This is a genomic window from Dehalobacter restrictus DSM 9455 (assembly GCF_000512895.1).
Lineage (GTDB): Bacteria > Bacillota > Desulfitobacteriia > Desulfitobacteriales > Syntrophobotulaceae > Dehalobacter > Dehalobacter restrictus.
On record NZ_CP007033.1, the window covers coordinates 998,000 to 1,010,558 of the forward strand.

General features: G+C 45.2%; 13 protein-coding genes. 11 read left to right on the plus strand and 2 right to left on the minus strand.

Annotated features, from left to right (window positions below):
* Nucleotides 1–10: 10 nt before the first annotated feature.
* Both DEHRE_RS04745 and DEHRE_RS04750 read right to left on the minus strand, forming a co-directional pair.
* Complete coding sequence (locus DEHRE_RS04745) at nt 11–319, minus strand: hypothetical protein (protein ID WP_019226391.1); 309 nt, start codon at nt 317–319, stop codon at nt 11–13.
* A gap of 147 nt (nt 320–466) precedes the next feature.
* Nucleotides 467–1,159, minus strand: coding sequence for a Crp/Fnr family transcriptional regulator (locus DEHRE_RS04750; RefSeq protein WP_019226392.1), 693 nt, complete (start codon nt 1,157–1,159; stop codon nt 467–469).
* A gap of 327 nt (nt 1,160–1,486) precedes the next feature.
* Between DEHRE_RS04750 and DEHRE_RS04755 the strand changes: the two genes are divergently transcribed.
* The 11 genes from DEHRE_RS04755 to purH all read left to right on the plus strand — a co-directional run bounded on the left by DEHRE_RS04755 (nt 1,487) and on the right by purH (nt 12,539).
* Nucleotides 1,487–1,855, plus strand: coding sequence for a GntR family transcriptional regulator (locus tag DEHRE_RS04755; RefSeq protein WP_019226393.1), 369 nt, complete (start codon nt 1,487–1,489; stop codon nt 1,853–1,855).
* Nucleotides 1,852–2,550 carry an ABC transporter ATP-binding protein gene (locus DEHRE_RS04760; RefSeq protein WP_019226394.1) on the plus strand — a complete coding sequence of 233 codons (699 nt, stop codon included), beginning with the start codon at nt 1,852–1,854 and terminating at the stop codon, nt 2,548–2,550. The genes DEHRE_RS04755 and DEHRE_RS04760 overlap by 4 nt, the downstream gene beginning before the upstream one ends.
* Nucleotides 2,543–3,328, plus strand: coding sequence for an ABC transporter ATP-binding protein (locus DEHRE_RS04765; RefSeq protein WP_019226395.1), 786 nt, complete (start codon nt 2,543–2,545; stop codon nt 3,326–3,328). Before DEHRE_RS04760 ends, DEHRE_RS04765 begins: the two co-directional genes overlap by 8 nt.
* 304 nt (nt 3,329–3,632) lie before the next feature.
* Nucleotides 3,633–4,700 carry an HD-GYP domain-containing protein gene (locus DEHRE_RS04770; protein ID WP_019226396.1) on the plus strand — a complete coding sequence of 356 codons (1,068 nt, stop codon included), beginning with the start codon at nt 3,633–3,635 and terminating at the stop codon, nt 4,698–4,700.
* Between the two features lie 294 nt (nt 4,701–4,994).
* Nucleotides 4,995–5,489 (plus strand): 5-(carboxyamino)imidazole ribonucleotide mutase, encoded by a 495-nt coding sequence (purE, locus tag DEHRE_RS04775; RefSeq protein ID WP_019226397.1) that lies wholly within the window; start codon nt 4,995–4,997, stop codon nt 5,487–5,489.
* A 27-nt stretch (nt 5,490–5,516) separates the two neighbouring features.
* Nucleotides 5,517–6,815 carry an adenylosuccinate lyase gene (purB, locus tag DEHRE_RS04780; RefSeq protein WP_019226398.1) on the plus strand — a complete coding sequence of 433 codons (1,299 nt, stop codon included), beginning with the start codon at nt 5,517–5,519 and terminating at the stop codon, nt 6,813–6,815.
* Nucleotides 6,816–6,952: 137 nt separating this feature from the next.
* Entirely contained in the window at nt 6,953–7,672 is a 720-nt protein-coding gene (gene purC / locus DEHRE_RS04785) for a phosphoribosylaminoimidazolesuccinocarboxamide synthase (protein WP_019226399.1), read from the plus strand.
* Nucleotides 7,673–7,757: 85 nt separating this feature from the next.
* Nucleotides 7,758–9,158 carry an amidophosphoribosyltransferase gene (purF, locus tag DEHRE_RS04790; RefSeq protein ID WP_019226400.1) on the plus strand — a complete coding sequence of 467 codons (1,401 nt, stop codon included), beginning with the start codon at nt 7,758–7,760 and terminating at the stop codon, nt 9,156–9,158.
* 23 nt (nt 9,159–9,181) lie between these two features.
* Nucleotides 9,182–10,198, plus strand: coding sequence for a phosphoribosylformylglycinamidine cyclo-ligase (gene purM, locus DEHRE_RS04795; RefSeq protein WP_019226401.1), 1,017 nt, complete (start codon nt 9,182–9,184; stop codon nt 10,196–10,198).
* Nucleotides 10,195–10,803: a phosphoribosylglycinamide formyltransferase gene (purN, locus tag DEHRE_RS04800; protein ID WP_019226402.1), complete on the plus strand. Its 609-nt coding sequence runs from the start codon at nt 10,195–10,197 to the stop codon at nt 10,801–10,803. The genes purM and purN overlap by 4 nt, the downstream gene beginning before the upstream one ends.
* A 194-nt stretch (nt 10,804–10,997) precedes the next feature.
* A complete protein-coding gene (purH, locus tag DEHRE_RS04805; protein ID WP_025205360.1) occupies nt 10,998–12,539 on the plus strand; it encodes a bifunctional phosphoribosylaminoimidazolecarboxamide formyltransferase/IMP cyclohydrolase in 1,542 nt (513 codons plus the stop codon).
* Nucleotides 12,540–12,559: the final 20 nt, after the last annotated feature.

Consider the following 12,559-nt stretch of genomic DNA (forward strand, 5'->3'; position numbering starts at 1 on the left):
TCTCCTCCTTTTAAGCCTGAATTGACTCTTTTGCCTTGCTTTTTGCGCCGATAAAACCTAATATGCGGGCCAAAACAACGGCCAATATCACTGAGATTCCTCCGAACAGGAAAATCGCTGTGCTTGTTGCCTTGACATGTCCTACGCTGGCATTAATGTAAACAAATGAAATCCCCATGCATGTGATTAAAAACCAAATTACATATAATGCCCAAACCAGCGCGGTCTGCCAATTTTTCTCTTTTTTGGCACGCGGCTTGATAAAAAGGATACCGGCCAAAAAAAGAATCCCCGCTAAAAAAATTAAGAATGTACTCATCATTCTCACCTCCTTAAATTTTGCTGCCTGTTTTATAAGATTATTGTATTGGTCATTACATTATCGGTTATAAGTCCCGGATTACATTGCGTATTGGGTGGAACATTTTTTTTATGAAGAAAAAAATAAACCGCCTTTCGGCGGTATTTAATGATTCATCCAATCCTCAATCAAAGCTTTTAGTTGTGGTAAGTCATATATAATAATCTTATTCCTTGTTTTATTTAAAATGTTTTCTTTTTTTAGATATCTTAAGATTTTATTGACCGTTATAAAGTGAACCCCTGTTATTTCGGAAATTGCCCTTTGAGATATTTTCACATCGATTTCATAAACATTATCAACCAGTTTCCCTTGTGTATTGCAGAGTAAATAAAAGAATCGTAAAATCCTGACGGATGGCTTATAAAGAACCGCCTCACTAGCCTCATGCATGAAATAACAACGTTTGGATGAAAAACACGTAATATATTCTAAAAGCAATTCTTTGTTCTCATGAAGGAGCATAAGAAATTGAAATTTTTCAAAAAAACAGACGCTGCTATCTTCCTCCGAAACAACATGAACATAAGAGCTTGTAAATATGCCAAGGGCTTCATCTATGAAAGTGTACGGATCCGCATGATACATAAATTTTTGCTTTCCATTCTCATGCATGAAGCTGATACCCAATTTTCCCGAAAGTACTAAGATGATACTATCAATGGTTTCTCCAAGGAAGACGATGGATTCCCCTTTGCGATAATGACGGATGATTCCCAAATGAAGGTAATCACGCAATTTCAACATCGGATAAAAATTTTGGGGCAAAATATAATGATCATTCATCATTTTTCCCATGTTTATCTCCTCCCGAAAGAGTCTTCCAATAAGATTTTAATAAGATAGCAACTATTTATTATTATCCTAGACTTATTTTGGATCGAGGGCAAGAAATATATTTTAGTAATTACTAATTCCTCCTGTGTTTAGCTTAAATGCCTCCTGGCTGTAACCGGCAAAGTTTACTCTGTTCCCATCATGTATGGGTCGCTAGAAGTTCTGAGGAGGTTCTGGTTTGGGCAAAAACTTTGCTTTGAAAAGGGTAAATCTGATTTACTTGACTTCAACACTGTACTAGTGTACTATTTATATAGTTAACTAGTACGATGTTAAAGGGGTGACATAATGAATTTTGATAATACTGCGCCGATTTACATTCAGATTATGAATTTGATTAAGAAAGACATAATTCTAGGAAAAATGAATTTAGGCGAAAAACTGCTGTCATCAAGGGAGTATGCCCAAAACCTGAAGGTGAATCCCAATACCATGGTAAGGGTCTTCAATGAACTGGAACGGGAAGGAGTGACCTTTACCAAACGAGGAGTAGGAACTTTTATTACAGAATCGGAGGAGAAGGTGGAGATTATGAAGAAAGAAATGGCAGAGGATATCGTCAGAAACTTTATTGAAGGAATGATGGAATTGGGATTTAATTTTAACGACATGATTGCGCTGATAAAAAGCAGGCTGGATAAGGAGGCTGTTCAATGACATCTGTATTAGTTGCTGAAAATGTCAGCAAAGGATTTTTCCGGAACAAGGCACTGCACGACCTGGATCTGCAGATTGAAGAGGGCAAAGTGTACGGGCTGCTCGGTCCTAACGGCAGTGGGAAAACCACCTTTTTCAAGATTGCCGCAGGGCTTTTTAAGCCAACTTCCGGCAGAATGACGGTTATGGGTTATCCCATCGGGGCAGAAACCAAAAAACTCACGGCTTTTATGCCAACGGATGATTTTCTGTTCGGCTGGATGAAAATTGACGGGATCCTCAGTTTTTACACAGACATGTATGAGGACTTTGATCAAAATAAAGCACTGGAATATTTAACGTTCATGGAATTACAGGAAAATATGAAAGTCAGCAGTTTATCCACGGGCATGAAAGCCAGGCTCAAACTGGCCGTAACGATGGCCCGGAAGGCCAGGCTTTATCTTCTGGACGAACCGCTGAATGGGATTGACCCGATTTCCAGGGAAAAAATTGTAAAGATGATTATGGGTGCTTTCCGCGATGACTGTGCAGTGATTATTTCGAGCCATCTGGTCAGTGAATTGGAAACGATTCTGGATGAAGTAATTTTCCTGGATCGCGGAACGGTCGTCCTGGCTGGTGATGCGGAAAAATTCAGACTGGAGAAATCCTGCTCGATTGAGGCACTGTATAAGGAGGTTTACCATGGCTAATCTGATAAAATATGAATTTATCCGAAAATGGAGGGGCCTGGGCATTTTTATGGCCATCGTCCTGATCCTGAATGCATTTGTTTTGGTGAAGCTACAAATTGGTATGCATACAACCGAAGAACAGATGATCGTGCTGGGGGCATTTTTTTCGGGAATACTTGGTATCTTTTTTGTGCTGTATATTATTGATGTGATTATGATGTACAGCCGCGATCTAGATCATAAGACAGGATATATGTTTATGCTGACACCGAACAGTGGTTACAAAATCCTTGGGAGCAAGGTTATTACTGCAATATTGGAAGGATTACTGTTTCTACTGGTCTATATTCTGCTGCTTGCAGGCAATTTTATGGGGTTTTACGGAGAACCTCTTCGGGCTTTGGTCGGAAGTGATCTCTTTTCTAACATCATCAGTCAAGTCCATCTGGAAGGGATTAATCTGACTTCTTATTTTGCAGTGAGTCTGTTGATGATGTTTGTATCGATTGTGGGCTTGTTTTTAATGGTCTATGCCGCCATATCCATTCGCAAGAGTATCCTTGCTGAGAAAAAATTCGGCGGTTTGATCAGCTTCATCATCTTTATGCTGTTAGCCTGGGTTGACAGTGCCATAACAAATACGCTGACAACGGATATATTTAGTGCCAATTCGATGATCAGTCCAGGGGTGCCAAGCTATACGTTTCTTTTAATTCAAATTTTAATTCAGGTGGTGCTGGGTGCCATTTTCTTCTGTGTTTCCGCCTATTTGCTTGAGAATAAAATGGATATGTGATCAAAAAAATATCTGAATAACAAAAAAAGCTGCTGCAGACAAGGATCCGATGTCTGCAGCAGCTTTTTTCTAGGTATAGGCATTTCTTCGGCAAGTGTTGATACTACTTCCGGAGGGGACGCAACAATTAAAGAACAATTCGGATCAGAAGAGTCTGAGGACATCAGTGTCTTATATTTCTTTATAAAATTGAGGAAATGATAAAAATCGTTATAAACCGCTTAAATGCAATATAAATTATGGCATTTTAATGGTATAATTACACCAGTCAAAGTACCTTTAATCTTGATAACAAGGAGTTCACATGAGGTTAGTCAATATCAAATACGTTCAGGAAGGATCTGTGCTGGCCAGACCGATAAGAAACTCCTACGGCAGGATACTTCTCGGTAAAGGAGTCGAGCTCAATAAGAACTATTTAGCAAAGCTTAAAGATATCGGCTACGATATGGTATTCATTCAAGATGAACGGTTTCAAGATGTTGAAATCGGTTATGCCATTATGGACAAGACCAAAGAGATTGCATATAATGCGGTTCGGGGAGTTACCGATGAACTGGAGAAACATCCGGAGGCAGAGATAGATGCGGATTCAGTCCGTTTTGCGGTTCTGAATCTAGTTCAGGATTTGTTGCACAGTTTTGATATCCTTAGTAATCTGACTGATATTAACGGCTACGACGAATATACGTATCATCATTCGATCAACACCACAGTCCTGGCTTTGATGCTCGGAATCGGCAAAGGTTTTACACAAAACCAGCTTTTGGAGCTTGGGATGGGAGTTCTGATGCATGACATCGGAAAAACAAAAATATCGAAAGAAATTCTAAACAAAAAAGGTAAATTGGAAAAAGAAGAATTTGAGCAGATTAAGACCCATCCGTTGCATGGTTATGAATATATCCGCGGCAATCGCGATTTCAGCATCCTGTCTGCCCATGCTGCGCTGCAGCATCATGAGAAATGGAAGGGCGGGGGCTACCCCAGGGAACTAAGAGAGAATGAAATTCATGAATACGCTAGGATCGCCTCTGTCGCCGACGTGTATGAGGCCTTGACCAGCAAGCGCCCTTATCGCGATGCAATGCCGCCTTATCTGGCATACGAATATATCATTGTTCATTCAGGGCTGCAGTTTGACCCTGAAATTGTCCGCATTTTTGCTCAGTCTGTGGCGCCGTATCCGACAGGAACAGGTATAGAGCTTAGCAATGGTTTGCGCGGTGTTGTTATCAAACAAAACCCTATTTTGCCAACAAGACCGGTGGTCAGGGTAATCACTCAAGGCAATCAAGCCCTGGACAATCCGGACGACCTGGATTTATCCAAGCATTTATCTACGATGATCACCAGCATTGTGGATCATTGATGAAGTATTATTCCTCTACGAAAATTGGAACGAAGGCGGCAAGAATATGGATATCCAAGGCCTAAATGTATGAACCGATAAGGAGACCTTTCGTAGCTTTGCTGTGGGAGGTCTCCTTATTATTGGTCATATTCCGAACATTAGAACAAAAAAACAAAATAATGTTCGGATTCTGATTGACCCTGTATTTGTTGTCGGGTAAAATATGTTTAGAATTTATTGCAGATAATATGGTGAATTTGTGATTATTTCTGCTCACAAATAAGGAAAAGCATTTAAAGGAGGAAATAACGAATGATCTCTGTTGGTGTAATCATGGGTAGTGATTCTGATTTTTCCATCATGGAAGAAGCAGCAAAAATCCTGCAGCAATTCTCAGTACCCTTTGAAATGAAAATATCTTCTGCTCACCGTACGCTGAAAAGAACCGTGGAATGGGTGGAAAGTTTTGAGAAACAGGGAGGAAAAGTGATCATCGCCGGGGCCGGTATGGCTGCGCATCTTCCAGGTGTGATCGCCGGAGCCACGACGCTCCCTGTTATTGGTATCCCGATCAAGAGTGGTGCTTTGGAGGGTGTAGATGCGCTTTATGCGATTGTGCAAATGCCTCCCGGTATCCCGGTCGCCACGGTCGGGATCAACGGTGCCCGCAACGCAGCGCTCTTGGCTGTAGAAATGCTGGCGATCGCTGATCTGGAACTGCAGAACCAGCTGAAAGCTTTTAGACAAAAAATGGCGGCAGATGTTGAAGCCAAGGACAGTGCACTTCAGGATAAACTGAAAGCTTAGAAAATATTTAAATAAAGGAGAATTTCTGTGATAGAAAGGTACACGCTTCCCGCTATGGGGAGACTATGGCAAGATGAATACCGTCTAACGCTCTGGCTGAAGATAGAAATTGCAGCCTGCGAAGGATGGGCGAAAAAAGGAAAGATCCCGCAAGAGGCTGTCGAAGTAATCCGTCAGAAGGCCGCTTTTTCCTGGGACAGGGTCAAGGAAATTGAAGAAGTCACCCAGCACGACGTATTGGCCTTTTTGACCAATGTCGCTGAGAACGTCGGCGATGAAGCCAAATATATACATCTCGGACTGACCTCTTCCGATGTACTGGATACATCGCTCTCGCTGCAGCTGGTTGAGGCTTCCGATATCCTGCTCGAGAAGATGGATAAGCTGATTGATGTTTTGGGCAGAAAAGCCCTCGAATACAAAGATACGCTGCAAATGGGAAGATCGCACGGGATTCATGCCGAACCGATTACATTCGGCCTGAAATTCGCACTCTGGTATGACGAAATGAAACGGCAGAGGGAGCGGCTGAAATATGCGCGCGAAGAGATTCGGGTAGGCCAGATTTCGGGTGCAGTCGGCACGTTTGCGAACGTTGATCCTGCCGTGGAAGAATGGGTCTGTGAGAGCCTGGGCTTAAAGCCGGCTCCAGTGTCAACCCAGATTATCCAGAGGGACAGGCATGCATTCTATGTAGGCGTGTTGGCCGGAATCGCTTCTTCACTTGATAAGATTGCCACGGAAATTCGTAATCTGCAGCGGACGGACGTCCATGAGGTCGAAGAACCTTTTGGTAAGGGACAAAAAGGCTCTTCAGCGATGCCGCATAAGAAAAATCCGGTTATTTCGGAAAGAATTTGCGGAATGGCCCGCCTAATCCGCGGGAATGCCCAGGTCGCTTTTGAAAATGTCGCACTCTGGCATGAAAGAGATATATCCCATTCCTCAGCTGAACGCGTGATCCTTCCTGACAGCACCATTGCGCTGGATTATATGCTGCATAAGATGATTCAGACTTTGGAAGGATTAAGAGTGTCCCCGGAACAGATGATGACAAATATTGAAAAGGTCTATGGTCTGATCTTCTCCCAAAGGGTTATGCTGTCGCTGGTCGATAAGGGCATGAGCAGGGAAACATCCTACGCGCTGGTACAGAAAAATGCAATGAGAGCCTGGGATACCAAGGTGCCGTTTAAGGATTATGTGCTTCAGGATGCTGAGATCATGCAGTTCCTAACCAAAGAAGAAGTTGATGCGCTGTTTGATTATGAGTATCATACGAAAAACATTGACTATATTTTCCGCAGAGTCGGACTACTGAAATAATAAACATAATATCAACTTTTTGGAAATTACCTATTTAAATCACATTGTTATAGGTAGCCTTAAACTCGAACGGTTTATTAAACGATGAAAATTGAATATGGATGTAAATTTAGACATTATTACTGGAGGGTTATGATATGGAAAAGCTCGCAATGCTGTATGAAGGCAAAGCCAAAAAAATCTATGATACGAATGACAAAAATGTTTTCTGGGTCGAGTACAAAGATGATGCAACTGCCTTTAACGGGATAAAAAAGGGTACCATTGTTGACAAAGGGATTATCAACAACAAGATGTCCGCGATGATGTTTTCCTATCTTCAAAAGAATGGCGTCGATACACATTTTGTTGAGCTTTTAAGTGACAGGGAACAAATTGTCCGGCGCCTGCAGATGGTTCCGCTGGAAATTGTTGTCCGCAATATTGTTGCCGGCAGTCTCGTAAAGAAGGTTGGCAAAGAAGAGGGCTATTCCCTGGCTTCGCCTGTGCTTGAGCTTTATTATAAGGACGACGCGCTCGGTGATCCGATGGTCAATGAAACCCATGCGCTTGCGATGGGATGGGCAACGATCGAACAAATCAACAAAATGAAGGAAATTGCTTTGAAGGTCAATGAGCTTATGACCAAAATTGTTGCCAAGGCCGGGATTGACCTGGTTGACTATAAGCTGGAGTTCGGTCTGATTGACGGCAAAGTCATGCTCGGAGATGAGATTTCTCCGGACACTTGCCGCTTCTGGGACAAAGATACCGGAGAAAAGCTGGACAAGGACCGTTTCCGCCGGGATCTTGGCAAGATTGAAGAAGCGTATGCCGAAGTCTATACCCGTCTGAAGGACGCTCTAGAAAATGCTTAAAGCGATTGCTAAAAATACAATGCTGGAAACATAACTGCTAGAGGACAGAGACAGTATATACAGTAGATGAAAGGAGTTCTTGACTGTGGATTTGCTCTGGGATGACAAGCCCAAAGAGGAGTGTGGTCTCTTCGGAATCTTTGCTCCTGAAAAGGAAATTGCCCGTCTGACTTATTATGGCCTTTATGCGTTGCAGCACAGGGGACAGGAAAGTGCGGGGATTGCTGTTTCCGATGGAAGAAAAATCGTTGTAGAAAAAGGAATGGGCTTGGTATCTGAGGTATTCTCGCCTGATTTACTCGCAGGACTGCAAGGGAAGATGGCGATTGGACATGTCCGGTATTCAACGACGGGTTCAAGCCTGTTATCGAATGCACAGCCGCTGGTTGTTCATTTCCAGAACGGAATGATGGCGCTGGCGCATAACGGAAATCTGACGAACGCCGTAGAAATCAGACAGGAGCTTGGCAGTCAGGGAACAGTCTTTCAGACAACCATTGACAGCGAAGTGATTCTAAATATGATTGCGCGTTACCGCAGGCATAGCCTGGAAGATGCGATTATCAAAACGATGATTGATATCAAGGGAGCCTACGCACTGCTGATCATGGCTGAAGACAAAATTGTCGGGGCGAGAGATCCCCATGGCCTGAGGCCCTTGTGCATCGGACGGCTGGGAGAGCGGTACTGTTTCGCTTCCGAAAGCTGTGCGCTCGATACGATCGGTGCGGAATTTGTCAGGGACGTTAAACCAGGAGAAGTCGTGACGATCGACGACGCAGGGCTTCATACCCGTTTCGGTACGCCGCAGGAACGGATTGCCCCCTGCTCTTTTGAATATATTTATTTCGCGCGGCCTGACAGTACACTGGATAATCTGAATGTCTGGGAAAGCAGGAGGCAAATGGGTGTTCAGCTGGCGAAAGAATGCCCGATTGAGGCTGATGTGATTATTCCGGTTCCGGACTCCGGGACACCGGCCGCCCTGGGCTATGCCCAAACGCTGGGTATCCCTTTTGAGGAGGGGCTGCTCAAAAACAGGTATGTTGGACGGACGTTCATTCAGCCCACGCAGGAGTTAAGAGAAGTTGCTGTCCGGATTAAGCTGAATGCCAACAAGCAGGTCATCCATGGACGCAGGGTTGTGATGATCGATGATTCGATTGTCAGGGGGACAACAAGCTCCAAGCTTGTCGAGATGGTCAAAGGATGCGGCGCCAAGGAGGTTCATCTTCTGATCAGCTCACCTCCGGTGAAGTATTCCTGCTATTATGGCATCGATACGGCCGAAAGGGAAAAATTGATTGCTAATCAAATGAACATCGATGAAATTCGCAGGTTTGTCGGGGCGGACACCCTGTACTATCTGTCGGAGGAAGGGCTGAAAAAGGCTTTGGGTAGTGATTCAGTTTGTCTGGCCTGTTTTAACGGTGATTATCCGACCACTGTCCCGAAGAAGTTTTCCAAAGAAGACATGGAGTGTTAAACTAGCCGTTAGGAGGAGTAATCATGGGAATTACCTATAAAGATGCCGGTGTGGATATCCAGGCCGGAAATGAAGCTGTAGAGAAAATTAAGCCTGCGGTAGCTGCAACCTGGCGGCCCGGAGTTTTAGGGGGACTCGGCGGATTCGGCGGATTGTTCAGTCTGGATCTGCAAAAATATTCTGATCCCGTGCTGGTTTCCGGTACGGATGGTGTCGGAACAAAATTGCGGCTGGCTTTTCAGTTGGATAAGCATGATACCATCGGCCAGGACGCTGTTGCGATGTGCGTGAATGATGTTCTGGTCCAGGGCGCCGAGCCATTGTTTTTTCTGGATTATCTTGCGGTAGGGAAACTGGTTCCGGAAAGAATTGCTTCCATTGTAGGCGGCGTGGCCGAAGGCTGCCGTCTGGCAGGCTGTGCACTGATTGGCGGAGAGACTGCTGAGATGCCCGGTTTCTACGCTGAAGAAGAATATGATATTGCTGGCTTCGCTGTCGGTGCGGTGAACAGGGACAAGCTGATTGACGGCTCGGACATCCGCGAAGGGGATATCCTTCTGGGATTGAAGTCCAGCGGACTGCACAGCAACGGCTTTTCTTTGGTCCGTAAGATTTTTGCGGAATACCCCCTTGACAAGGTATTCCCCGAACTCGGGAGACCGCTCGGGGAAGTATTGATCACCCCGACCAGAATCTATGTAAAGTCAGTGCTGGCGCTTCTGGACAAGATTGCTGTTCCGGGTATGGTACATATTACCGGTGGCGGTCTGACTGAAAATATTCCAAGGGTTCTGTCGTCCGGACTCGGAACGGAGATCGTCACTTCCACGTGGCAAGTTCCGCCGGTATTTGAATTAATGCAGAAGCTTGGCAATGTTGAAGATGAGGAAATGTTAAGGACGTTTAATATGGGAATCGGGTTTGTTCTGATCATTCATCCTGAAGATGAAAAGCAGGCCATGGATATTCTGGCTGCAAACGGCGAAGAGCCGATCAGGATAGGCAGTGTGATTTCCGGTCAAGGAGTGAGCTATCGATGAAAGCAGCCGTACTCGCTTCAGGGCGTGGCAGCAACCTGCAAGCCTTGCTGGACGAATGGCAGGATGGCCAGCTCCCTGTAGAATTTGTCGGCGTAGGTTCGAATAAAATAGACGCAGAGGCCCTGACTAGGGCAGAAAGATTCGGTATTCAGGTCCGGACTTTTCCGAGGGAAAGCTATGCAGACAATAGCTCTCAGGAAACGGATATCTTAAACTGGCTTGAAGTCATCGGTACGGAACTGCTGATTCTGGCCGGTTACATGCAGGTGTTAAGCTCGGATTTTATCCGCAGGGCCGAATATCCGATTCTGAACATCCATCCTTCGCTGCTGCCGTCTTTTCCGGGCTTACATCCCCAAAAACAGGCAGTGGAATATGGTGTTAAAGTCAGCGGCTGCACGGTGCATTTTGTGGACGAGGGAATGGATTCCGGACCGATTATCCTGCAGGAGACGGTGCCGGTTTTTGCTGAGGATGATGCCGACCAGCTGGCTGCAAGAATTCTGAAAGTTGAGCACACGATATATCCAGAGGCAGTCAGACTGATTGCGAATGGGAAGATAAAACGAGAGGGAAGAAGAGTGATCGTCCTCAGAGACTCATAATCGCGCGTAAAATTATCATATAACGAACGCAGTATTAGGAAAAATATGCCGTTAGGATATATAAGATTTAGGGCTGACATGGCACTAATGTATTGGCGATATCAAGGATTATTCCGGGATATTATTCTATAGGATAATTCTGAGTATTGTTCTGAGGAGTTATTTTGAGAAATGATGATAGGGGGTTGGACATGATGGCGAAAAAGGCAGTGATCAGTGTTTCGGACAAAACGGGTATTGTGGAATTTGCCGAAGGCCTTGTTGCCGAGGGGTTTGAACTGATTTCAACAGGCGGTACGTATAAGACATTGAAAGAAGCGGATATTCCTGTTCGTTATGTCAGTGAAATTACAGGGTTTCCGGAAATTCTTGATGGCAGGGTAAAAACCTTGCATCCGAAGATTCACGGCGGAATCCTGGCAATGGATACTGAGAAACACCGGGCGCAGTGCGCGGAAAACGGAATTGATTTTATTGATTTGGTTTGCGTAAATCTTTACCCTTTCAGAGAAACGATTGCCAAAGAAGGGGTTACCTTCGAAGAAGCGATCGAGAATATTGATATCGGCGGACCGACCATGGTCCGTTCAGCTGCGAAAAATCACAATAGAGTAACCATTATCGTCAATCCGGAAAACTACGGCAGGGTGATTGAGAGCCTCAGGGAGAACGGTCTAATCCCATTGGCCTTGCGGAAGGAACTTGCAGCCGAAGCGTTTGCGCATACGGCGGAATATGACCGTCTGATTGCTGGATATCTGGAAGGTCAAATCGGTACAAAAGCCTCTTTTCCCCAGCATCTTCGTCTCGTGGCGGCGAAGGTGCAGGATCTTCGCTATGGAGAAAATCCCGGGCAGCTGGCGGCCTTTTATGCAGACCCGGAGGCCGGAAAAGGGACACTTGCTTATGGCCAGCAGCTCCAGGGCAAGGAGCTGTCCTATAATAACTGGATGGACATGGACGCGGCCTGGAAAATCGCTATGGAATATGACAAGACAGTCTGTGTAATCATTAAACATACCAATCCATGTGGTGTTGCGCTTGGGAACTCACTGCTGGAAGCTTATCAAAGAGCGCTGGAAGCGGATCCGGTCTCGGCGTACGGCGGAATTATTGCACTTAACCGCGTGGTAGATGAGGCCACAGCTGAAGCGATTAAAGAGAAATTCTACGAAGTGGTCATTGCTCCGGATTTCAGCCCGCGGGCGAAGGAAATTTTGGCTGTGAAAGTTAACCTTCGTCTGTTCGCAGTTGGCAGGGAAGCATGCGGTAAGACCCGGGGTTGGAAAATCCGTACAGTAAACGGCGGTTTTCTGGTTCAGGATGAGGATGAAGGGACGACACCGTCTGTCGAATGGGAAGTCGTTACAGAAGCCAAGCCGACTGAAGATGATTTGGCGGAACTGGAGTTTGCCTGGAAAGCCTGCAAGCATGTCAAATCCAATGCGATCGTCATTTCGGCGAAGAGACAGGTCATCGGTGTTGGAGCCGGCCAGATGAACAGAGTCGGCTCGGCGAAAATTGCGCTTGAGCAGGCTGCAGAAAAAGCACAGGGTGCCTATATGGCTTCGGATGCTTACCTCCCGTTCCCGGATACGGTCGAACTGGCCCATTCCCATGGGATCAAAGCCATTGTTCATCCCGGTGGTTCTATCCGGGACAAAGAAGTGATTGAAACAGCCAACAGGCTTGGGATGATTATTCTCCATACCGGAAGAAGGCATTTTGAGCACTAAGAATAAATATTACTTATTGA